Annotated in this window: 13 protein-coding genes, 2 tRNA genes and 2 rRNA genes (1 of these 17 running past the window's edge); 8 read left to right on the top strand and 9 right to left on the bottom strand. The window is 59.6% G+C overall.

From position 1 onward, the window contains the following. From J3R84_RS16000 to J3R84_RS15985, 4 genes are all read left to right on the top strand, one after another. Positions 1-20 (top strand) — tRNA-Ala (locus J3R84_RS16000) (it extends 56 nt beyond the left edge of the window). A 576-nt stretch (positions 21-596) separates the two neighbouring features. Beyond that, a 23S ribosomal RNA gene (locus J3R84_RS15995) occupies positions 597-3,392 on the top strand. Positions 3,393-3,514: 122 nt separating this feature from the next. Then, positions 3,515-3,629, top strand: a 5S ribosomal RNA gene (gene rrf / locus J3R84_RS15990). A 296-nt stretch (positions 3,630-3,925) separates the two neighbouring features. After that, positions 3,926-4,002: transfer RNA gene (locus tag J3R84_RS15985), tRNA-Met, on the top strand. Between the two features lie 473 nt (positions 4,003-4,475). Here J3R84_RS15985 and J3R84_RS15980 read toward each other — a convergent pair. Then, the gene (locus tag J3R84_RS15980) at positions 4,476-5,075 is read right to left on the bottom strand and encodes a TetR/AcrR family transcriptional regulator (RefSeq protein WP_025424976.1); all 600 of its coding nucleotides are present in this window, start codon (positions 5,073-5,075) and stop codon (positions 4,476-4,478) included. A 284-nt stretch (positions 5,076-5,359) separates the two neighbouring features. On the opposite strand from J3R84_RS15980, the gene J3R84_RS15975 reads away from it, so the two are divergent. After that, entirely contained in the window at positions 5,360-6,517 is a 1,158-nt protein-coding gene (locus tag J3R84_RS15975) for an efflux RND transporter periplasmic adaptor subunit (protein ID WP_025424975.1), read from the top strand. Continuing rightward, the gene (locus J3R84_RS15970) at positions 6,514-9,612 is read left to right on the top strand and encodes an efflux RND transporter permease subunit (RefSeq protein ID WP_025424974.1); all 3,099 of its coding nucleotides are present in this window, start codon (positions 6,514-6,516) and stop codon (positions 9,610-9,612) included. The genes J3R84_RS15975 and J3R84_RS15970 overlap by 4 nt, the downstream gene beginning before the upstream one ends. A gap of 10 nt (positions 9,613-9,622) precedes the next feature. On the opposite strand, the gene J3R84_RS15965 is transcribed toward J3R84_RS15970, so the two are convergent. Genes J3R84_RS15965 through J3R84_RS15955 form a run of 3 tightly spaced genes read right to left on the bottom strand, consistent with a single transcriptional unit; the run spans position 9,623 to position 12,286 of the window. After that, complete coding sequence (locus J3R84_RS15965; RefSeq protein WP_203530044.1) at positions 9,623-10,381, bottom strand: iron ABC transporter ATP-binding protein; 759 nt, start codon at positions 10,379-10,381, stop codon at positions 9,623-9,625. Then, the gene (locus J3R84_RS15960) at positions 10,378-11,346 is read right to left on the bottom strand and encodes an iron chelate uptake ABC transporter family permease subunit (protein WP_025424972.1); all 969 of its coding nucleotides are present in this window, start codon (positions 11,344-11,346) and stop codon (positions 10,378-10,380) included. Before J3R84_RS15960 ends, J3R84_RS15965 begins: the two co-directional genes overlap by 4 nt. After that, the gene (locus tag J3R84_RS15955; protein ID WP_203530045.1) at positions 11,336-12,286 is read right to left on the bottom strand and encodes an ABC transporter permease; all 951 of its coding nucleotides are present in this window, start codon (positions 12,284-12,286) and stop codon (positions 11,336-11,338) included. Before J3R84_RS15955 ends, J3R84_RS15960 begins: the two co-directional genes overlap by 11 nt. A 388-nt stretch (positions 12,287-12,674) precedes the next feature. Here J3R84_RS15955 and J3R84_RS15950 point away from each other — a divergent pair, with 388 nt between their 5' ends. Together J3R84_RS15950 and J3R84_RS15945 are read left to right on the top strand one after the other, a co-directional pair. Continuing rightward, complete coding sequence (locus J3R84_RS15950) at positions 12,675-13,613, top strand: siderophore ABC transporter substrate-binding protein (RefSeq protein ID WP_038575727.1); 939 nt, start codon at positions 12,675-12,677, stop codon at positions 13,611-13,613. Between the two features lie 93 nt (positions 13,614-13,706). Further along, positions 13,707-14,000, top strand: a complete 294-nt coding sequence (locus J3R84_RS15945) for a DUF2218 domain-containing protein (protein ID WP_051509135.1) — start codon at positions 13,707-13,709, stop codon at positions 13,998-14,000. Positions 14,001-14,028: 28 nt separating this feature from the next. Here the strand turns inward: J3R84_RS15945 and J3R84_RS15940 are convergent, their stop codons facing one another. The 5 genes from J3R84_RS15940 to J3R84_RS15920 form a co-directional block, all read right to left on the bottom strand. Then, positions 14,029-15,798 (bottom strand): GNAT family N-acetyltransferase, encoded by a 1,770-nt coding sequence (locus tag J3R84_RS15940; RefSeq protein WP_025424968.1) that lies wholly within the window; start codon positions 15,796-15,798, stop codon positions 14,029-14,031. A gap of 157 nt (positions 15,799-15,955) precedes the next feature. Next, positions 15,956-16,450: a hypothetical protein gene (locus J3R84_RS15935; protein WP_025424967.1), complete on the bottom strand. Its 495-nt coding sequence runs from the start codon at positions 16,448-16,450 to the stop codon at positions 15,956-15,958. 169 nt (positions 16,451-16,619) lie between these two features. Then, complete coding sequence (locus J3R84_RS15930) at positions 16,620-17,969, bottom strand: HlyD family type I secretion periplasmic adaptor subunit (protein WP_025424966.1); 1,350 nt, start codon at positions 17,967-17,969, stop codon at positions 16,620-16,622. A 2-nt stretch (positions 17,970-17,971) separates the two neighbouring features. Beyond that, positions 17,972-20,389 (bottom strand): type I secretion system permease/ATPase, encoded by a 2,418-nt coding sequence (locus J3R84_RS15925; RefSeq protein WP_025424965.1) that lies wholly within the window; start codon positions 20,387-20,389, stop codon positions 17,972-17,974. A gap of 23 nt (positions 20,390-20,412) precedes the next feature. After that, a complete protein-coding gene (locus J3R84_RS15920; RefSeq protein WP_025424964.1) occupies positions 20,413-22,575 on the bottom strand; it encodes a hypothetical protein in 2,163 nt (720 codons plus the stop codon). Positions 22,576-22,726 lie beyond the last annotated feature (151 nt).

The following is a 22,726-nucleotide window of genomic DNA, read 5'->3' as shown; positions in this document are numbered from 1 at the left end:
GATCCCGCTCAGCTCCACCATTCGATTGGTGTTGAACTGGCGGAAAGGTATCCTTGGAGAAATAAAAGTTTGCATCGGCTTTAGGGCCTGATGCCTGTTCTGATTACATTGTGAAGAGAAGATATGTCTGGAAGCTTCCAGGTGTTGAAGATGGTCGAAAGATCGTTGGAGATGTCCGAGCCCAGTCCTTATGAAACCATGGAAGGTCTAGCCGACCGGATATGGAAGAGGGGCTGGAGGTAGGAAGGAAGCTTGTCTTATGGGCATGATCATTGTTTGGGTGTTCTTCGGAACGCCCTTCTGGTGTTCGTGCCTGATTGGTGTTGCCTGACCGCGCATCACCGGACAGATCTCGAGAAGCTGGTCTTAAGACAGGCTGCAAGCGAACCGCTCGGCGTGGTTCCAATAAAGCAGGCCTGTCGAACACGTCGATGGCATCTGATTGGCTCGGTTGTAAAAGGTAACCGGGTTTTTGGAGTTTGACATTCAGGCGACCTGAGGGTTGTCCGGATTGCCAGATACAGCACCCCTTCGAGCGCAAGCGAGGAGGATAGGTTTGCTGGATCCAAATAAGGATGAGCATTGGCAATGAGAACGATCAAGTGAAAGAAGGGCATTTGGTGGATGCCTTGGCATGCACAGGCGATGAAGGACGTGATACGCTGCGATAAGCCGTGGGGAGCTGCGAATAAGCTTTGATCCATGGATCTCCGAATGGGGAAACCCACCTTAAATACTTGGAAAATTTAAGTCGTGCTTAGGTACGGCTTAGGTTTCCAAGTATTGTTTAAAGGTATCTTGCTCTGAATACATAGGGGTAAGAAGCGAACGCAGGGAACTGAAACATCTAAGTACCTGCAGGAAAGGACATCAACCGAGACTCCGCAAGTAGTGGCGAGCGAACGCGGACCAGGCCAGTGGCACTGAGGAATAAAGTGGAACGACATGGAAAGGTCGGCCGTAGAGGGTGATAGCCCCTTACACGTAGAACACTCAGTGTCCTTGAGTAAGGCGGGACACGTGAAATCCTGTCTGAACATGGGGAGACCACTCTCCAAGCCTAAGTACTCGTGCATGACCGATAGCGAACAAGTACCGTGAGGGAAAGGTGAAAAGCACCCCGACAAGGGGAGTGAAATAGAACCTGAAACCGGATGCCTACAAACAGTCGGAGCCCGCAAGGGTGACGGCGTACCTTTTGTATAATGGGTCAACGACTTAGTGTGACGAGCAAGCTTAAGCCGATAGGTGAAGGCGCAGCGAAAGCGAGTCTGAACAGGGCGTTCAGTTCGTCGCATTAGACCCGAAACCGAGTGATCTAGCCATGAGCAGGTTGAAGGTTGGGTAACACCAACTGGAGGACCGAACCCGCATCTGTTGCAATAGATTGGGATGACTTGTGGCTAGGGGTGAAAGGCCAATCAAACTCGGAAATAGCTGGTTCTCCGCGAAAACTATTTAGGTAGTGCGTCGACCGAATACCCTCGGGGGTAGAGCACTGGATGGGCTATGGGGACTCACCGTCTTACTGATCCTAACCAAACTCCGAATACCGAGGAGTACTAGTCGGCAGACACACGGCGGGTGCTAACGTCCGTCGTGAAGAGGGCAACAACCCTGACCTCCAGCTAAGGTCCCCAAGTCATGGCTAAGTGGGAAAGGATGTGAGGATCCCAAAACAACCAGGATGTTGGCTTAGAAGCAGCCATCATTTAAAGAAAGCGTAACAGCTCACTGGTCTAATTAAGGGTCTTTGCGCCGAAAATGTAACGGGGCTAAAGCCATGCACCGAAGCTGAGGATACGTCGCAAGACGTGTGGTAGCGGAGCGTTCCGTAAGCCTGTGAAGGGATACCTGTGAGGGGTCCTGGAGGTATCGGAAGTGCGAATGTTGACATGAGTAACGATAAAGAGGGTGAGAGACCCTCTCGCCGAAAGACCAAGGGTTCCTGCTTAAAGTTAATCTGAGCAGGGTTAGCCGGCCCCTAAGACGAGGCGGACACGCGTAGTCGATGGGAACCACGTTAATATTCGTGGGCCTGGTGGTAGTGACGGATTGCTTAACTTGTACATTCTTATTGGATTGGGTGTGCAGGGACGCGGTTCCAGGAAATAGCTCCACCGTATAGACCGTACCCGAAACCGACACAGGTGGTCAGGTAGAGTATACCAAGGCGCTTGAGAGAACTATGCTGAAGGAACTCGGCAAATTGCACGCGTAACTTCGGAAGAAGCGTGACCCTTTTTGACGCAAGTCAGAAAGGGTGGCACAGACCAGGGGGTAGCGACTGTTTATCAAAAACACAGGGCTCTGCGAAGTCGCAAGACGACGTATAGGGTCTGACGCCTGCCCGGTGCTGGAAGGTTAAGAGGAGGGGTGCAAGCTCTGAATCGAAGCCCCAGTAAACGGCGGCCGTAACTATAACGGTCCTAAGGTAGCGAAATTCCTTGTCGGGTAAGTTCCGACCTGCACGAATGGCGTAACGACTTCCCCGCTGTCTCCAGCATAGACTCAGTGAAATTGAATTCCCCGTGAAGATGCGGGGTTCCTGCGGTCAGACGGAAAGACCCCGTGCACCTTTACTATAGCTTTACACTGGCATTCGTGTCGGCATGTGTAGGATAGGTGGTAGGCTTTGAAGCAGGGACGCCAGTTCTTGTGGAGCCATCCTTGAAATACCACCCTTATCGTCATGGATGTCTAACCGCGGTCCGTTATCCGGATCCGGGACAGTGTATGGTGGGTAGTTTGACTGGGGCGGTCGCCTCCGAAAGAGTAACGGAGGCGCGCGATGGTGGGCTCAGACCGGTCGGAAATCGGTCGTCGAGTGCAATGGCATAAGCCCGCCTGACTGCGAGACTGACAAGTCGAGCAGAGACGAAAGTCGGTCATAGTGATCCGGTGGTCCCGCGTGGAAGGGCCATCGCTCAACGGATAAAAGGTACGCCGGGGATAACAGGCTGATGACCCCCAAGAGTCCATATCGACGGGGTTGTTTGGCACCTCGATGTCGGCTCATCGCATCCTGGGGCTGGAGCAGGTCCCAAGGGTTTGGCTGTTCGCCAATTAAAGCGGTACGTGAGCTGGGTTCAGAACGTCGTGAGACAGTTCGGTCCCTATCTGCCGTGGGTGTAGGAATATTGACAGGATCTGTCCCTAGTACGAGAGGACCGGGATGGACATATCTCTGGTGGACCTGTTGTCCTGCCAAGGGCATAGCAGGGTAGCTATATATGGAATGGATAACCGCTGAAGGCATCTAAGCGGGAAACCAACCTGAAAACGAGTATTCCCTTGAGAACCGTGGAAGACTACCACGTTGATAGGCTGGGTGTGGAAGTGCGGCAACGCATGAAGCTTACCAGTACTAATCGTTCGATTGGCTTGATCGTTCCCATTGCTCATGCTCATCATTGATGAGCGACGTGTTCAAAACAAAACGAGGCGGTTTATCCTCCTCACCAGCTTCTCATTCGGTTTGCCCCAGCTAAGGGCAAATCTTGCGCTTTGCCGACCTGGTGGTTCTGGCGGGGTGGCTGCACCCGTTCCCATTCCGAACACGGCCGTGAAACGCCCCAGCGCCGATGGTACTTCGTCTTAAGACGCGGGAGAGTAGGTCGCTGCCAGGTCTGCAAAACGCAAGATAAAAAAACCGCCGCTCCCCTTCGAGGCATAGCCGAGAAGGACAAGGCAGCGGCGAAAACAAACCGAAAATCTTCTCTGAACAAACGCTCGGCCAAGCCGAAACGCAAGGGCCGCCTACAAGCGGCCTTTTTGCTTGGTTAAACTCGCAGTAACAAACGGGATTTTGCTTCGCAAAACCCGAACCGGATTAAAGCATAACCGCTAAAGCGGTTACGCAACCGCGATAAACCGCACAGCGGTTTACGCACCGGATAAACCGCATAGCGGTTTACCGAGATGGCGCGGGGTGGAGCAGCCCGGTAGCTCGTCAGGCTCATAACCTGAAGGCCGCAGGTTCAAATCCTGCCCCCGCAACCAAATCAAACAAAAAGCCCGCGAGACCGAAAGGTCCGCGGGCTTTTTGGCGTTCAGGGGCAAAGAAAACAAAACCGGCTAACCGCCAAGCGCGCCCAGAACAAAGTCCAGGAAAACACGGACCTTCAAGGGCAAATGAATGCGAGACGCGTAAACCGCATACACGTGCGTCAACGGCAAAGGCTCGAACCAGCATCGTCTTGGAAGAGGGCGTCGGTTCTGACGGTTTTGACGGTCGCATCAGGCGCCGTAACATGGCGAGGATCCGGCATAGAGCATTTCTAGGAAAAGTGCGAAGCGGTTTCCGTGAGGAAATGCGTAAAAACAAAGAGATAGAGCGTTTGTGCGGTTCCGTCTAAATCGGAAGCCCCCTGGGATGTCGCTCTGATGAGCCAGGATGCGACCCGGCCTTGAAGGCGTCGGCGGCCACGCACCGGCGGCCGCACAAATCAACTCACTGTAAAATCTTGCACCGCTCAGCCTGTTGGACAGAGAAAACGCGTCAGCAGCAGGTGCAGCATCGGCGCCTCTTCCAGCGGCTTAAAACCCGGATCGACGGCGATGCGCCCGAAGATGCCGTCGATGATCGCTGCAATCCAGCGTGCGCCGCCCTCGGGATCGATGGCGGCATCGATCTGTCCGCGTTCATGCGCCGCTTTGATCACAGTGGCAAGGGCGGTGCGCAGGTCAGCGTCATTCGCCGCCACCAGTTCGCCGATGCGTTCGTCGCGCGTGGCCTCGGCGGCGATCTCCAGCGCCAGGCTGGAAAAGACCGGATCGGCCGCCAGCCGCAGGACAACGTCCATAAAACCCAGAAGGGCGGCAAAAAGATCCGACGCTTCATGGAGTTCACGGAAAAACTCCGCCGTTTCTTGACGTTCGACCTCCACGATCGCGGCGATGATGGCGTGTTTGGTCGGAAAGTAATGGAAGAGATTGCCCGGGCTCATGCCTGCCTCGGCGCAGATTTCCGCAGTCGAAGTGCCGTGGAATCCCTTACGGGCAAAACAGACGATTGCGGCGTCGAGGATGACTTGCCGCCTTGCGGCATGTTTTTCCGGGTCGATCTTGCGCATCGTGCCTGCTCCCAGTGGCCATCATTCTTTAATAGACTGATCGATCTCATATGCGATGCGGGTCTTGCAGAGTCAATAGAAGCGGTCTGGTGCCAAGAGCGCCATGTTCCCGCAATGCTTGCATGCGATCGCCTTACTATTGACGTGTTCAGCTGATGGAATTAATAGATTGACTAATCGAAGAAATAATTCCTTCTGAACGCGATAATCAGGGACCTGTCGACGCGATGCGATCCTCAAGAGGATTGGTCGACATCCATTCCCGTCAGCGAAAGCCAACCAGAATGAGACGTTCCCCAGTTCTGAGCGCAGCAATTGCCACGTTCCTGCTTGCTGCCACTGCAGGCGAGCTGCTTGCCAACGAGGCTGCCGCATCGGTGGGCGCCGATGTCGCAGCCGCAACCCGCACCGTCTCGACGCTTGTGGCCGACAGGCAGCCACAGAAATGGATGCGGTCCTTTGCCGGCATCTTCGTCGCACGCGAAGAAATCGCCGTCGGCACGACGTTGACCGAGCAGCGGATCGCCAAGGTCGAGGTCGAGGTCGGCGATCGAGTGGTCGCCGGCCAGGTTCTTGCCCGACTGGAAACCGAGATGCTGGAAAACCTCCTGCGGGAAGCCGAAGGGCGCGTCGCCCGCACCAGTGCGGCGGTTGCTCAACAGGAAGAGACCGTTCGACAGGAAGAAAAGAAGCTCGACCGTGCACGCCAACTGCGGCACCTGAAAGCCGAGACTTTCCTTGAAGAGCGTGTTTCGGCAGTGGCCATCGCGCACGAGGCGGTCAAAGTCGCCCGCGCCGAGGACGCACAGGCTCAGGCGCTCCAGGCGGAGGCGCGGCGCAAGCTCGAACGCGCCGTGATCGTCGCCCCTTCCACCGGCATCGTTTCCGAGCGCCTTGCCCGCGCCGGTGCATTGGCCGGAACGGAACCGCTGATGCGGCTGATCCGTGACGGCGAGATCGAGCTTGCCGCTGAAATACCGGAAAGCGAGCTACCCCTGCTTGCTGTCGGTCAGCAGGTGAAGGTCAAGCTTTCCGGACGCACGGACACGATCGAGGGTCATGTCCGGGTGATCAATCCGAAGATCGATAGCGAGACACGACTTGGCACGGCCAAGATTGCGCTCATGACCGACAAGCCGCCCTATGCCGGAACGTTCGGCCGCGCGGAAATCGTTGTTGCGGAACGTCCGGCCATCATGGTCGACGATTCCGCGCTGCTTTACGGCACGCCGGACGGAATGCCCTCAGTGTTCATTGTCGAGGACGGCAAGGTCAAGCGCAAGACCGTCCAGGCCGGGATGCGCCAGAACGGCAAGGTGGAGATCGTGTCGGGGCTAAATACCGGCGAACGCGTTGTTGCCAAGGCCGGCGTCTCTCTTCGTGAGGGTGAGGCCGTTGCCACCAAAGACATTGAACCCGCTCAGGCAGGCGCGCAGAAATGACCAGCAATATATCCGCCTGGGCGATCCGAAAGCCCGTACCGACGCTCGTCCTGTTCGTTGTTCTGACCCTTGTCGGCATCGCCTCGTTCCTGCGTCTGCCCGTCAACGCCAATCCGAGCGTGTCGTTTCCCGTCGTCACCGTGACAATCACCCAGCCGAGCGCCCAGCCGGCGGAAATGGAGACGCAGGTCACGCGGCGCGTCGAGGGGGTGGCCGCCGGCTTGGTCGGCGTCAACCACATTCGCTCGACGGTTACCAACGGTGTCTCGACAACGACGGTCGAGTTCAAGATCGGCACGGACCCTGACCGTGCCGCCAACGACGTGCGCGAAGCGGTCGCCCAGATCCGCTCCGATCTGCCGCAGTCGATCCAGGAACCGGTGGTCTCGCGCCTCGACGTTGATGGCAGCGCCATCATTTACTACACCGTGCGCGCACCCAACATGTCCGCGGTCGAGCTGTCGTGGTTCGTGGACGATACCTTGAACAGCGAGCTTCTGACGCTTCCGGGCGTCCAGAAGGTTCAGCGTCTCGGTGGCGTCAGCCGCGAAGTTCGCGTTTCCTTGGATCCGGAGCGCCTGCTGGCGCTTGGCGTGACGGCCGACCAGGTCAACACCGCGATGCGCGAGCTCAATACCAATGTCCCGAGCGGGCGTGGCGAGATCGGCGGGCGCGAGCAGTCGATCCGAACGATTGGCAGCGCCACCTCCGTCGAGGAGCTTTCGCGCCTGTCGATACCGATTTCGGGCGGCCGTTGGGTCCAGCTTTCGGATGTGGCGAAAATCGAGGACACCTCGTCCGAACCACGCAATTTTGCCCGGCTCGACGGCGAGCCGGTCGTCAGCTTCTCGGTGTCGCGCAGCAAGGGCGCGAGCGACACGGTGGTTGCCGATCGCGTTGCCACGCGGCTTGTGGAAATCCAGGCGCGTACACCCGGCGTCGAGATCAAGGAGTTGATCTCGCTGGTCGAGTACACCAAGGACAGCTACGACGCGGCGGTGACGGCGCTGCTCGAAGGGGCGGCGCTGACCGTCGTGGTCGTGTTCGCGTTCCTGCGCAATTGGCGGGCAACACTGATCTCGGCGCTGGCCATGCCGCTATCGATCCTGCCGACCTTCATGGTCATGGATCTGCTCGGCTTCACCTTGAACAGCATCAGTCTGCTGGCGCTGACGCTCGTCATCGGCATTCTGGTCGATGACGCCATCGTCGAGATCGAGAATATCGAGCGGCATGTGGACATGGGCAAACGGCCGTTCCTTGCCGCGATCGATGCCGCTGATGCGATCGGGCTGGCGATCGTGGCGACGACGCTGACGATCGTGGCGGTGTTTGCGCCCGTCAGCTTCATCGGCGGCGCCGTCGGACAATATTTCAAGCAGTTCGGCCTGACGGTCGCCATCGCTGTCCTGTTCTCGCTGGCGGCCGCCCGCCTGCTGACGCCGCTGATGGCGGCCTATCTGCTTCGTCCGAAGGCGGGGCATGGCCATGAGGTCAAGCGCTCGCGCATCGCCGATACCTATGTCCGGATGCTCGGCTGGACGCTCGATCATCGCAAGACGGCGCTTTCCATCGTTGCCCTGATCTTCGTCGGTTCGATCGCGCTCCTGACCATGTTGCCGACCGGCTTCATACCGGGGAGCGACAGCAACCTCTCGACCTTGAAGGTCACTCTGCCGCCGGGCACGCGGCTCGAGGAAACGGCGCGTGTTTCGGATGAGCTGACGCGCAAGATCAAAGCGCGGCCGGAGGTCGACAGCGCGCTTGCGACTGCCGACAGCCTCAACCGGGTCGACCTGCTGATCAAGCTTCGTCCGCGCAAGGAGCGTGCGCTCGGCCGCAAGGCGTTCGAGCTTTCTTTGCGGCCGCTGCTTGCGGAGACGCCGGATATCCAGGCGACCTTTGCGTCCGACCAGGGCGCCAAGGATCTGTCGATCTATCTGACCAGTGATGACGCGGAGGCATTGACCCAGGCCGTGCGCCAGCTCGAAAACGAGATGCGGGCGATGCCGGGCCTTGTCAACGTCCAGTCGACCGAGCCCTTGCTGTCGCCTGAGCTGTTGGTGAAGCCTCGCCTCGACGAGGCTGCCCGGCTTGGCGTCTCGGTAACGTCGATCGGCACGGTCGCGCGCATTGCCACGATGGGCGATAGCGAAAGCAATTCGGCACGGTTCAATCTCGGCAACCGGCAGGTGCCAATCCGGGTGATGCTCGACGAAACCGCGCGGGCGGATTTCGACACGTTGCGAAATTTGCGCGTCGGCACCAACTCCGGCAAGCTGGTGCCGCTGACATCGGTGGCTGACATTTCCTTTGGCGCGGAGGAGGGCAGCGTCGAACGCCTCAACCGCAAACGCCTGATGGCGGTGGAGGCCAATCTGAACGGCATCACGCTTGGCACGGCATTCGAGGCAGTTTCAGCCCTGCCGGCCATGACCAAGATGCCGGCGGGGGTTTCGCAGGCCAGTTACGGCGAAGCCGAATACATGTCGGAAATGTTTCGCAATTTCGCGCTTGCTCTGCTTGCCGGCATCCTGATGGTCACCGCGGTGCTCGTGCTCCTATTCAAGGACTTCCTGCAGCCGATCACCATCCTGATTGCCCTGCCGTTGTCGATCGGCGGCGCTGCGCTGGCACTCATCCTGTTTGGGGCGGCGCTCGATCTGTCCTCGACCATCGGTATCCTGATGCTGATGGGCATCGTCTGCAAGAACTCGATCCTGCTGGTCGACCATGCGATCGTCTGCCGCAAGGAAGGGGCGGACCGGCGAACGGCCTTGCTGACGGCGGGCACGACCCGTGCACGGCCGATCATCATGACGACGATCGCCATGGTCGCCGGCATGGTGCCGGCGGCGATCGGCGTTGGTGCGGATGCAGCCTTCCGCGCGCCGATGGCGATCGCCGTGATCGGCGGCTTGATCACATCGACGATGCTGAGCCTCGTCTTCGTGCCGGTGATGTTCACGGTGATGGATGATGTCAGCGTTCGCCTGGGGCGCCGGCTGAAGCGGCTGTCATCGGTAACAGATGAGGACAAGATCGCTGATGCCGCGCGCAAAGGCCGCCCGCTCGCATCTGGCTCTTCCCATTGAGCCGACCGGCCTATTCGAAATAGTTGACGAGCCGCGTTTCGCCGACGGCGTGAACGCGGCAGTCGACGTTGAAGATCGCCTGCAGGCGCGACGGCTCGATCATCTCCTTCGGTGCGCCCTCGAAGGCGAGCTTGCCGTCGCGCATGGCGACGATGCGATCCGAATAGGCGGAGGCGAAGTTGATGTCGTGCAGCACGACGACAACGGTCTTGGCGAAATCGTCGGCCAGGCGCCGCAGCAGCTTCATCGTCTCGACGGCATGTTTCATGTCGAGATTGTTGAGCGGCTCGTCGAACAGCATGTAATCGGTATCCTGGCAGAGCACCATGGCGATGAAGGCGCGCTGGCGCTGGCCGCCCGATAGCTCGTCGAGGAACCGGTGTTCCAGGAAGTGCAGGCCAACATAGGCGATCGAGCGCTCGATATGCTCGACGTCAACCGCCGTCAGGCGACCCTTCGAATAGGGATAGCGGCCGAAGGCGACGAGATCGCGCACACTGAGGCGCGCGGTGATGTGGTTGTCCTGGCGCATGATCGACAGGCGCCGGGCGAGCACGTCGCCGGCGGTCCTGCTGACATCGAGCCCGTCGACCAGAACCTGTCCCTCATCCATTGGTATCAGCCGGCTGACGATCGACAGCAGCGTCGATTTGCCGGCGCCGTTCGGGCCGATGATCGAAGTGAGGCCGCCGGCCGGCAAGGTCATCGAGACCCGGTCGACGACCGCATTGCTGCCATAGGATTTGGTCACGTCGCGGATTTCGATCATCGGGCGGAGCCTCGAACAAGCAGGAAGATGAAGACAAGACCACCGACAAATTCGATGACGATGCTGAGCGCGGTGTTGAAAGCGAACAGCCGCTCCAGGATCACCTGGCCGCCGACGAGCGTGACGATGGCCAGGCACACGGCAATCGGCAGCACGAAGCGATGGCTGGCCGTCGGGGTGATCTGCCAGGCGAGGCTGGCGACCAGAAGACCGAAGAACGTCACCGGGCCGACAAGCGCGGTGGAGACGGAAACGAGAACGGCGATGAGCACGAGCAGGATGGTAAGGGTGCGGTGATGGTCGACACCGAGCCCGATGGCGCTTTCGCGGCCGAGTGACAGCACGTCGAAGGTTGGGAACAGCCGCCAGAGAACGAAGGTAACTGCTGCGACGGCGACGGCGGAAATGCCGAGAAGGTCGGCGTTGACCGTGTTGAAGCTGGCAAACAGCCGGTCCTGTAGCACCACGAATTCGTTGGGATCGAGGATCCGCTGCAGGAAGGACGAAAGGCTGCGAAACAGCCCGCCGAGGATGATGCCGACCAGCATCAGGAGATGCAGGCTGCGGGTGCCTCCGGAAAACAGCGCCCGGAACAGGAGTACGGAAAAACCGACCATCGCCGCGGCTTCGATGATGAACTGAAACCGCGGGTCGACGGCGGTGGCGCCGGCGGCTCCGAGGAAGAACACCATGACCGTCTGCAGCAGCGCATACATCGCATCGAAGCCGATGATCGATGGCGTCAGGATGCGGTTGCCGGAGATCGTCTGGAACAGGATGGTCGAGACGGCGATCGCATAGGCGACGAGAACCATGCCCGCAAGTTTGGTGCCGCGGAAGGAGAGGATGAAGGCCCAGCTTCCCCTGGCACCGAGTGTCATGAAGGCCAGCATCGACAGGAGCGCGAGCATAGCTGTGACGAGCAGCATGCCGGAGGGTGAAACCCTTTTAATGTCAGCCTGCATGGGCGCGCCTCGAAAGCAGCAGATAGAGGAAGACGACGCTGCCGACGACGCCCATGACCGTTCCGACCGGGATCTCGTAGGGCGCAATCACGATGCGGCCGACGATGTCGCAGGCGAGCACCAGCCCGGCCCCGGTTGCGGCGATCAACGGCAGGGTGCGCCTGAGATTGTCGCCGACCAAGAGGCTGATGATGTTCGGCACAATCAGTCCGAGGAACGGCACCATGCCGACGGTGGCAACGACCGTGGCCGTCACCATCGAAACGATGCCAAGGCCGAGCGTCACCACCTTGTTGAAGTCGAGGCCGACATTGCGGGCGATCTCCTCGCCCATGCCGATGACGGTAAAACGGGCAGCGGTGACATAGGCGATCAACGTCAGAACAAGTGCGATCCACAGCAACTCGTAACGACCGCGCAGTACGCCGGAGAAATCGCCTGACATCCACGCCCCCATCGACTGCATCATGTCGTAGCGATAGGCAACGAAGGTGGTGACGGCGCTGATGACGCCGCCGAGCATGATGCCGACCAGTGGCACCATCAGCGCCGAGCGCAACGGGATCTGGCGCAGGATTTTTAGAAACAACGCCGTACCGGCGAGCGCGGTGAGCGCCGCGACGCCCATCTTGGCGGCGACCGGCAGAGTGGGCGCAAAGATCATCGTCAGCAGCATGCCAAGGGCGGCGGATTCGGCGGTGCCTGCGGTCGATGGTTCGACGAAGCGGTTGCGGGCGAGCATCTGCATGATGGTGCCGGCGACGGCGAGACCGGTTCCGGCGAGCATCAGTGCGAGTGTGCGCGGCACCCGGCTTTCGACGATTAACAGCCAGCCGCGACCATCGCTCTCAAGTCCTGAAGCGAGGCTGCCGACGCCGGTAATGACGCTGATGACGGCAAGCACAAAGATGACGGGAACGGCAATCAGAAGTGGTTTCATCGATCGGTCTTTAGGCGCGCCGGCGTTTTGGTGATTGGCTCTTCTTTGTCGACTTGTTGCCGTTCATTCTTCCGTCGCCTCCAAGCAGCTTGGGACAGGTTTTGTTTGCGTCTTTCCCGGCACCGCTAAAAGCTTGCCCCGCCCAGCGCCGGATTGGAGCTGAGCTTCATTCATATATATGACATGGCTAGTCAAGTTTCGTCGCATCCGCTGCGGCAGTTCGCTCGACGTCGCCGATGCCAGCGCAGGCTGGCCTGTGGATCGGTCCAGGACATTTTTGGTGGCGCTCGCACACGTTCATGGGCCGCGGTTTGGCGCACGGCATTTGCAAGGACGGCAAACGGCCTTGTTGCCCTCTTTGGAAAATCGCGCTAGGACGATCGAAAAGATGAGGGAAAAAGTCATGAATATATCTCTGTTTTCTAATGGTCTTCGTAGTGTTGCAGTCGCTGCCGTCCTGGCTCTGGCGCCTGCCGCAAGCGCTGAAACGTTGAAGATCGAGCACAGCAGCGGTACGACGGATGTCGAAAAGAATCCGAAGACCGTGCTGGTTTATGACTTCGGAATGCTGGAAACGCTAGACATGCTCGGCATTCCCGTGGCGGGCGTTCCCGGCTCTGCGATCCCGCCGTCACTCGAAAAATACAAGTCCGACACCTATCCGAAGATCGGCACGCTGTTCGAGCCCGACTACGAGGCGGTCAATGCCGCCGAACCGGATTTGATCATCGTCGGTGGTCGTTCGCAGTCGAAATATGCCGAGCTTGCCAAGCTCGCGCCGACCATCGACCTCACCTCCGACGACAAGGATCTGATCGGCAGCGTCAAGAAGAACGCCGCTATTCTCGGCCTCATCTTCGGCAAGGAAGCGGAGATCAAGGCAGCTTCGGAGAAACTCGACGCCTCGATCGAAAAGCTGCAGGGTGTTGCCAAGGGTGCCGGCACCGGCCTCGTGCTGCTGACGACCGGCGGCAAGATCAGCGCCTATGGCAAGGGTTCGCGGTTCGGCGAAATCCACGACATCTTCGGTGTGGAACCGGCTGATCCGAAGCTGCAGGTCGCGACGCATGGCCAGGCCGTTTCCTACGAATATATCCTCGAGACCAATCCGGACTGGATCTTCGTCGTCGACCGCGACGCGGCGATCGGCCAGGAAGGCCAGCCGGCCGCAGCGCTGCTCGACAACGAGCTGGTGCGCCAGACCAAGGCCTGGAAGAACGAGCGGGTCGTCTATCTCGATTCCGCCAAGCTCTACCTGACGAGTTCGGGCCTGAAGTCCGAGCAGGATATCGTCGATCAGCTCACCGAAGCACTGAGCAAGAAGTAGGCTTGAGGTTCCGATAAGGGCGGTAGGAGCAATCATGGCGCCTTTTCTCTTTCATTGGCCTGCCCACCGACCCCATGCAGTGTGGAGAAGAACATGTTGAAAGCCACGAGCGGTATTACCACCGCGCGCGCGTCGCAATACCTGCAGCAGCTGTCCAAGCATTTCGCCCACAAGACGACGGTCGAATATACCGAGACGGATTCTGTGGCGACGATAGGGGCGAGCACCGCGCGCATGACGGCGCGCGGCGATCAGCTATCTTTCGTCGCGGAATCACCGGATGCCGAGGCGCTGGCGGAATGTAAGGACGTCATCGAACGCCACATCATCCGCTTCGCATTTCGCGAGGAGCTGACGTCGCTCGACTGGTCCGACACCGCCGAGTGAGCGGTCGGCCACCTCGCAATCGATATATTTAATGCTTGATCCGTGAACCTGTTTCGCCCGGCCTGTTCGATCGCGACTGCAGGTGCGCCGATATGCCTGATGGCAGGGACGGCTGAAGCAGGGGTGGCGCGGTCGGCAGGCGCACGGATGCATCAAGCGCTCGTTTCGGCGACACCAACACTCTCTGCGGCGGCGGGATCGATACCGGCGTTTGCTCCGGTTCGGGAACCTCGTCCTGCTGCGGCGTTTGCAGGGCTGCCTTCAGACGTATGACGGCTTCCTGCGCCTTGAGCTTGCAGCGCACATGATCCGGATCGTCGGAAAGGATATCCTCGAAGCTGCTGAAGATGCTGAGGGCCTCTTCGCCTCGGCCCGTCGCGCAGAGGGCGACGCCGAGCTTGTAGCGCACGAGGCTTACGAGCGGATGGCGGGCCAGCAGGGCCTCGAAGGTCTCGGCCGCTTCAGCGTAGTGCCCTTGCGCCATCTGGCTGTCGCCGAGCCGATGCTGGATCTTGCCAGCGCCCGGCATCGTTGCAAGCAGGCTTCTGTAAAGATATTCGGCCTCGTCGTGCTCGCCCTTGTCGTCGAAAAGCTGGGCGAGGCCGTAGCGAGCCCGGGTGTGTGTCGGCACGGTGTGGATGACCTGCCGGTAGCCGGGTTCCGCCTTGTCCAGTCGCCCCTGGCTGTGCAGTTCCACCGCGCGCTCGTAGACATGTTCGATGCTGCGCGGGTTGAGGCAGTTGCGCAGATTGCGGCCTGATCGCGTTTTGACACGCATGCTGCGAATGCGGCGCTCTTCAACCCCGAAGGAATATTTGTAGGCTTCGTTGCCGCGCAGGAAATCGTAGACCCGATATCCCCAGGCGATCGCATTGCGAATGGCAAAGCCGTGCAGCAGAAGCCCCGGGGAAGGGGTCGTCCACGTCTCGTCGCGGCCGGTGATGTAGAACAGGACGGTCTTCTTCTGCCGGTCGAGCAGATTGGCAAGCACGCCGAGCGGCTGGTCCTGATACCACAGAACGGGAACATCGAGCGCGCCCTGGTTAAAGGCGTCCAGCAGCATCTCACGTGTGAACGTGATTAGCCGATCGACCTTGCTGCCTTTGCGCTCTGCCCATTTGATGCGCCACAGCCGGAACAGCGTGTCGAGGTCTCTTTCGATCGTGTCTTTTGTCGCGTGGGTAATGCGGTAATCGGGTGATGCCTCGACCATCCGCATGAAGCGACGCAGCTTCTGCCGCGTCTGGGCGCTCATATGCGTGGCGAGATAGTCCTCCCAGCTTTCGGGCAGGTTCACATAGGGGCAGATCGTATTGTCGATATTGTCGGGATTGCTGCGCTCGTTGCTGGTCTGGACGAACTGGTCTTCGGGAAAGGCGCCGAGCAGACGATCGAGCCGCGAAGAGGCCGTAGAGAAATAATCGAACGTGAGGGTCGTCCAGTTCTCCTTGCCGATGTGGGCAGAAAAGGTATCGGCCGCAGCATCCTCCAGGCCGGGCCGGCACAGGAAGCCGGTATAGTCGGCGCCATAGTTGCCGGCCATCCGGATCTCGTCGCAGAAAAGCTTGGTCGTGTCGTCCTGGTAGGTCGACACTTTCAATGGCAGGAAGGCGCAATACCGCCCATCGTCTTCCTGCTTGAGGGCAAGAATGAACCAGCGGTGTCGGTGCGACAGATATTTCTGCAGCCACTCCCAGGAAAGAAATAGATGAGCTTCCGGGTCTTCTAGGTAGATCAGATCCCAATCTTCGCGAACTTTCTCAAAATATTCTAAAGTATCAATAATATCTATTTTCATAACGCCCTCTTACGCAACTGAGAAGTATTTTTAGTTTAGCGTATTTCAAGCCAGAATTTCTTCGAAACAACTTTAGCTTATAGTCAATATTTAGCCATTATATACCAAGGATATTATCCGAATGCAGGATGTCGCCTGCCGGCTGTGGCAATCTCGTCTAGATCGAACGCTCGTCGAAGTTCGGCCGTGAGCGAATGAAGGCCCAGAGGCTCTTGCTGATTTCGGTGATCTCCTGGATGGCGGCTTCGAGCCGCTCCAGTTCCCGGGCGTCCAGTTGCTCGACCTTGCCGTAGCGAATGTCCTTGTCGCCCTCGACCAGGCGCATCAGCTGTGTACTGGAGATCTCGCCCTGCTCGTCGAAGGAATAGATGCAGTGATTGTATTTGTTGCGCATCTTCGACTGCTGTTTCAGCCGGTCCATGATCGAAAGAACGCTGTCGCGCGTGTCGACCGGCGTGACCGGCAGCTTGGCCAGGCGCTCGGTCAGATCGATGCGGGCGCGCGTCGTGTTCAAGGTCAGAAAGACCACGATCGCCCGCTCCTTGTCGACATTCAACAGGTGGGCGATGATATAGATCAGCAGGCTTTCGGTATTGGTCCAGACATAGTTGAGGCGGCCGACAAGCAGAAGCACCTCGTGTATCGCTGCCATCGAACGTCTCCTCTGTGCGCCATCGATGACGCGCTGCCATTGCCGGCGCAAACCATTTTGACGGAAATGACCGAGCCTTCAAGGCGTTGGCAGATTGCTGGTGAAACAGCGAAAGCTGCCGCCCCATTCTGCTTAGCCCCTTCGTCATCCCCACCCCCCGTACTTCGCCTCAGGTTTCCTTGAAGGCGCGTGACATGCTGTCGGTGATCGGCTTTGTCAGATACTCGAAGAACGTGCGCTCCGACGTCGTGATCAACACTTCCGCCGGCATGCCCGGCACCGGATGGAAGCCGTGGATGCGGTGGATCTCGCTGACGGGAACCTCGACGCGGACGATATAGACATCGCGCTGCTGGCCGCCGCTCACTTCTTCAACCGAGTCCGCCGAGACGTAGAAGACCTTGCCGCTCAGCACCGGAGTCGTGCGGCGGTTGAGCGCCGAGAGACGGATGGTCGCATCCTCGCCCACCCGCAACTGATCGATCGAGGTTCGCAGCACCTGCGCTTCGATGATCAGCGGCACATTGGCCGGCAGGATTTCCATGATCGGCTTGCCGGTCGCGATCACCCCTCCGGCGGTATGGAAATAGCTGCGCACCACTGTGCCGTCGACGGGCGAACGGATGGTGGCGCGGCCGAGAACTTCGCTTGCCTCGCGCAACTGCTCGCGCACGCCATCGAGATCGGCTTCTGCGGCCTCAAGCCCATCGAGCGCCGCCTGCTTGTTGGCGTTGACGGCAATGACCGCCTCCTGGCGATAGCGGTCGATCTGCGACAGGCTCTCCTTGACCTCGGCGTCGAGCCTGCCGATCTCGCCCATCGCATCGGCCGCGGCGCGGTCGAGCGCCATCAGTTCGGATTTCTTGGTCAGTCCACCTTGGACAAGCTTGCTCTTGGCGTCCCGCTCCTCGTTGAGGATATCCAGCTGCTTGTTGAACGATTCCTGCTGGCGCTGGTAGCCCTGGGCTCGGAACTCCAGCGACCTGATGTTCTGGTCGATGAGGTTCAGCTGGTCGTCGAGCTTGATCTTCTTGCTGTGAAAATTGACGTTCTGGCTCTCGATGATCGCGTGGATATCCGGATCGCTGGCCTCGTTCTTGACGATGTCGGGGATCTTGAATGTATCGCTGCCCATGGCTTCGGCACGCAGCCGTGCGACCACCGCCTCGAGACGCAGGCGTTTGAGGTTGAGGGCGCGCTCGTTGGCGCGCGACGGCGTCTGGTCGAGCTTGACCAGGATATCGCCGGTCTTGACCTTGTCGCCTTCGGCCACCAGCATCTGCTCGATGATGCCGCCTTCGAGGTGCTGAATGATCTTGTTGTTGCCGTTGGCGACGAAACTGCCCTGGGCGATAATTGCCGCTGCCAGAGGGGCTGCGAAGGCCCAGTAGCCGAAGCCGCCGAATGAAGCGACGATCAACGCGAGGCCGACCATGCTGTGCAGCTTGATCGATCGCGGCACCTCCGAGTACCACTCGACGGCATGTTCTTCGGCGGCATTCTTCTTCTCGCGGCTCATGGTCATTCTCCGGCGATACGGGGTGCGGACTTTTCGTCCTTCGGCTTGGCGCCGATGGCTGCAAGCACGTCATTGCGCGCACCGAACATGGCAACGGTTCCCTCGTTCAGAAGCATGATCTTGTCGACGCATTGCAGCAAGGAGGGACGCTGGGTGATGGTCACGGTGGTGATGCCCTGCTTCTTGGCATGCACCAGTGCGCGGGCAAGCGCTGCCTCACCATTGGTGTCGAGATTGGAATTGGGCTCGTCCAGCACCACGAATTTTGGGTTGCCGAAGAAGGCGCGTGCCAGCGCAATGCGTTGCTTCTGGCCCCCCGAGAGCGGCGCACCGTCCGCAGCGACGATCGTCTCGTAGCCCTGCGGGAACGACGCGATCAACTCGTGCACGTCGGCGAGTACGGCCGCTTCGAAGATCGCGCTGTCTTCGACATCGTCGCGCATGCGCGAGATGTTGGCCTTGATCGTGCCGGGAAACAGCTGCACGTCCTGCGGCAGATAGCCGATGCTTTCGCCGAACTGCCGCTGGTCCCAGTTTCTCAAATCCATGAGATCGAGGCGGACATTGCCTGAGGTCGGCACGATCGAACCGACGAGCATCTTGCCGAGCGTCGTCTTGCCGGAGCCGGAATTACCGATAACCGCAAGCGACTCCCCCTTGTTGAGCGAGAAGGAGATGCCGTTGAGGATCACGCGCTTCTGCGGCGGCGGCACGAAGAGGATGCGTTCAACATCGAGCCGGCCCTCCGGGTTCGGCAGTCGCAGGCGCGGAAAGTTCAAGGGCGAGTTGACCAGCAACTGCTTGATCCGGCCATAGGCGGCACGTGAATGATTGAGCTGGTTCCAACCCTCGATTGCCCCTTCGACCGGCGCAAGCGCCCGCCCCGAGATGATCGAGGCAGCAATGACCATGCCGCCGGTGAGGTGCCCGTCCATCGACAGATGCGCGCCCCAGCCAAGCAGGGCGACCTGGGTGAACATGCGCACCGCCTTTGATGCCCCGGTAAAGATGATGCTGCGGTCCTGGGCATAGACTTGCGATTTCAGCGAACCGGCAGTCTCGCGGCCCCACATCTTTACTGCTTCCGGGATCATCGCCAGTGCGTTGATGATCTGTGAGTTGCGCGACATCGAATCCAGGTGGAAATTGGCGCGGCTGAGGAAGGCGTTGGCCTCGCTGAAGGGCTGCGACGTCGCCTTCTGATTGAGATACGCGATCACGAACAGCACCACGCAGCACATGATGACGATCAACCCGAGCTGCGGCTGGATCATATAGACGACCACCACGAAGAACGGCATCAGCGGCGCGTCGAGGAACGAGATCAGGGTGCCGGAGACGATGAAGGAGCGCAGTTGCTGGAGGTCGCTCAACACCTGATAGTCGCGACCGTTGCCGTGCAGTGACGCTCTCGCGGCCGCACTCAAGATAGGCGCGCCGAGCTGGACCTCCATTTCGACGGCAGTGCGCATCAGGATGAAGCGGCGGATGGAATCGAGGATGACCTGCAGGACGATGGCACCGAGCACGGCGATCGTCAGCATCACCAGCGTATCCTGCGAGCGGCTGGTCAGCACCCGATCGGAGATCTGGAAGAGGTAGATCGGAATGGCAAGGACCAGAACGTTGATCGCGATGGTAAACGCGATGACGATCATCATGTTGCGGCGGACGACGGCCATACCGTTGCGCAGGCTGGCGGCAAAATTGACCGGTCCCATGCGCTTGTGGAAGGTGTGCTTGTCGCCACCACCACCACCGCCGCCATCGGTCGGGGCGCCGCCGCCGTCGCGGACGGCCGGACGGCGGTCATTCTCTTTCAGCGGGCCTGGATCGTTGTCGATCGTCTGCGGGAGAGCGCGACCCGGTCGGCCCTTCAATTCATCGGCCGGGTCGCTGTCGTTGCCACGACGATGTGCTTGCTGCTGCGCAGTCGAGCTGTTTTCCGGCAGTTCCGCCGGCGCCGCCTTTGCGATCGGCATCTCGGCGATTGCCGCGACGACCGGCGCTGCCTGACGCTCAACTTCCTCCAGCGGTGCGCTTTCGCGGTCTTGCCACCGGGCGCCGTCGCGCCTTGGGCCGAAGTGATAACTGGCCTGCTTCTTCTCGGTATGGCGGATGGGGTTTGCCATCGAGCGGGCGAGGGCGAGAAACTCTGCGTCGGAATCGTCTTGGTCGCGGGGGGCGGGGGCATCGGCGAGTTTCGCGGGTTCCGACATCGCTTTCGGTGCCGGCGCGTGCCCTTTCCGTGTCGTGCGGATATCCAGGCCGACCTTTCGCAGGCCTTCAACGGCCTCGTTGATCGCGGCGATGCATCGGTTGGTCAACGCTGCTTCGAGTTCGTCGACGACCTCCGGAGCCGGCTCTTCCCGTGCAGGCGCCTTGCTGCCGCTGCCACGCCACTTAGAAAGATCGTTCATGCCTTCCCCCGTTCGTGTTCTTGTTAGGTCAGCACCGTGTGCATGACGTCGTTCCATTGGCCGTTGGACCAGGACAAGTCATTGCCGGCGTCGATCACTGTTTCGGTCGGATGTGACGGTGCGTCGTCGTCGCCGATGAAGGCGATGACTTCGTTGGCGAGCCGGTCGCCCTTGGGCGTCACGTCATGGGTATCGGTGTCGTGGTCGACAAGGCCGGCCTGGATCAGGATCGCATCGGAATAGACCTGGCCGCCGACATAGGTCGTGTGGCCGAAACTGTCGTAGTCGATGATCTGAGCGCTGTTGACGACGGCGTTTGCACCAGTGTGGATGGTAATGTCAGCATCCGGATTGTCGCTGAGGATCTTGCTGGCGACGTAACTGACGGAATCGGCGTCGCCGAGAATGCTGATCTGCTTGATGACATTGACGTCATACAGGTTGCCGGTGATGTAAAGAATGTTCAGGCCTTCATAGCCCTGGAAATTGAGGTCATGCGAAAAGCCTGAGGGCAGTTCGTCAATGCGGTCGTTGATGTTGTCGACGGCCTTCTGGATATAGTCCGGGATCGCTTCGAAGCGGTCATTCGCGCCGATGTTCTGGATCGACGCCTGGTTCCAGATCAGGTTGCCGCTCTCGTTTACGGTCATGCCGTTGCCGGCGGCAATGCCACTGATGTGGTCGTTGTCGTAGAAGACGGCGACCTGGGTGATCATGTTGAGGTCCAGGACCTTGCCGCCGACGATCACCAGGTCGTACTGGTCGCCCAAACCGAGGAAGGAAGCGAGGTTGACCGCCACGTTGCCACCGGTCAGGGCCGTTGTCTGGACGCCGGTGGTGGTCACGGTCACCGTGTCGTTGTCGTTTACGAAGTTGTACTGCTCGACCCAATGGACGAAGGAAACGTCGCCCTCCACCATGCTGACGCGCCAGGCGTTCGGGAAGATCGACGATTGAGCCGTATCGCCGTCCTGCTCGGAAGACGATGAATGATAGGCATCACGGCCGAAATTGGCGATGTTCATCGCAACCGTGCGTGACGTAGATTCGGCCGAGTTTTCACTCAGAACCCTATCCAGCCTGTCACTGTCGGCATAGGCGTAGGATTGCGAGATGATGTCGATCTGATGGTATCCGCCCATCACCGCCGTTACGGGGGCGATGACGCCGGTCTCGACGATGCTGACGATATTGGCGACGATGTTGGCGCCGGCTTCGACGTAAACGGAATTGCCGCTCTTGTCGTCTTCCTCCTGCAGCGGGCCGTCGGTGCCTTCCGGATCGGCAACCGGTTGCGCCAGTCCACGATCAGGCATGAAGTCCGCAAGAACCGGGGCTTCGTCGACGCGGCAGCCGTTGACGTAGACGCCCTCGATGCTGTCGGCGGCCAAGGCGAAATTGCCGTTGTCATCCCTTGGCAATTCGTCCGGAGAGACGGTCGTGGGAAGGTCGATTTCGTCGTCGAGCGGATCCGTAGTGGCGGGTTGCTCGGTGAGTACAATGGTTGTGCCAGCATCGGCGCCTGCGTTGAGGGCGGGCTCGCTGCTTGAGGCTGGCGGTTCCGGCAGTCGGTTTGCCGCGGCGTAGTCCGACAGATCGTCGGCGATTTTCGAGAGACCTTCAAAGGTGTCGACGCGGGTGTAGTGCGCGAATGGAGTGGCTTCGGCTGCCTCGGCGCTGAATTCGGCAAGTTTGTAGCTGACGTAGGTCGTGTCGCGCGGGGCGACCTCGGAATCCGTCATGTTCAGGGCGTCGTCGTCGCGCACCATATTGGCCTGGACCACATGGGCGATGACCGAGCCGGGGCCGTCGTGGACAATCAACTTGTCTTCGACAGGTGCCCCGTCGGGTTGGCCGAGGTTGGCGAACAGCTTCACCGGTACGGTATTGCCGTATTGGGCGACAGCATCGGCAAAATGATCGCCGAAGCCGCGGATCCGGCCGAACAGGTCCACATCGGCAATGTCATGGGAGGGCGCTCGATAAAGCACTTCAGGATCATAGTCGACCAGCTGGTATGAGGATGTAAAGTCGGACGGCTTTGCTTCGCCGTCTTCGAGCTGCTGCGCAACTTCCTTCAGATCACCGCCTTCGAGCTGCTTCTGCCTCAGCCGTGCTTCATCGGTATCGGCTTCGAACAGGCCGATGAAATGTGCAATGATTTCATTCACTCTTTCCGTATGCATTGTCCCGATCCTTCCCTTTTTTCCGCATCAAAGGGAGACTTCGGTGGGCCTAGACAGGAATGCCCCGGTAAAAAAGAAACGAACCGATCCGAAATCAAATCTGCGCGACTGCACCGGCCGCGCGGGGGGCCGGTGCAGTCTTCTCTTGTGA

Origin of the sequence: Ensifer canadensis (assembly GCF_017488845.2) — a bacterium.
Taxonomy (GTDB): Bacteria; Pseudomonadota; Alphaproteobacteria; order Rhizobiales; family Rhizobiaceae; genus Ensifer; species Ensifer canadensis.
The sequence above is the reverse complement of the archived record's forward strand: the minus strand, read 5'-3'. Positions and strand labels throughout refer to the sequence as shown.

Coding starts and splice junctions, on each gene's coding strand:
- J3R84_RS15975 (WP_025424975.1), top strand. CDS start 5,360: ATGAGACGTTCCCCAGTTCTGAGCGCAGCAATTGCCACGTTCCTGCTT.
- J3R84_RS15940 (WP_025424968.1), bottom strand. CDS start 15,798: ATGAAAATAGATATTATTGATACTTTAGAATATTTTGAGAAAGTTCGC.
- J3R84_RS15935 (WP_025424967.1), bottom strand. CDS start 16,450: ATGGCAGCGATACACGAGGTGCTTCTGCTTGTCGGCCGCCTCAACTAT.
- J3R84_RS15930 (WP_025424966.1), bottom strand. CDS start 17,969: ATGAGCCGCGAGAAGAAGAATGCCGCCGAAGAACATGCCGTCGAGTGG.
- J3R84_RS15955 (WP_203530045.1), bottom strand. CDS start 12,286: ATGAAACCACTTCTGATTGCCGTTCCCGTCATCTTTGTGCTTGCCGTC.
- J3R84_RS15960 (WP_025424972.1), bottom strand. CDS start 11,346: ATGCAGGCTGACATTAAAAGGGTTTCACCCTCCGGCATGCTGCTCGTC.
- J3R84_RS15950 (WP_038575727.1), top strand. CDS start 12,675: ATGAGGGAAAAAGTCATGAATATATCTCTGTTTTCTAATGGTCTTCGT.
- J3R84_RS15925 (WP_025424965.1), bottom strand. CDS start 20,389: ATGAACGATCTTTCTAAGTGGCGTGGCAGCGGCAGCAAGGCGCCTGCA.
- J3R84_RS15920 (WP_025424964.1), bottom strand. CDS start 22,575: ATGCATACGGAAAGAGTGAATGAAATCATTGCACATTTCATCGGCCTG.
- J3R84_RS15980 (WP_025424976.1), bottom strand. CDS start 5,075: ATGCGCAAGATCGACCCGGAAAAACATGCCGCAAGGCGGCAAGTCATC.
- J3R84_RS15970 (WP_025424974.1), top strand. CDS start 6,514: ATGACCAGCAATATATCCGCCTGGGCGATCCGAAAGCCCGTACCGACG.
- J3R84_RS15965 (WP_203530044.1), bottom strand. CDS start 10,381: ATGATCGAAATCCGCGACGTGACCAAATCCTATGGCAGCAATGCGGTC.
- J3R84_RS15945 (WP_051509135.1), top strand. CDS start 13,707: ATGTTGAAAGCCACGAGCGGTATTACCACCGCGCGCGCGTCGCAATAC.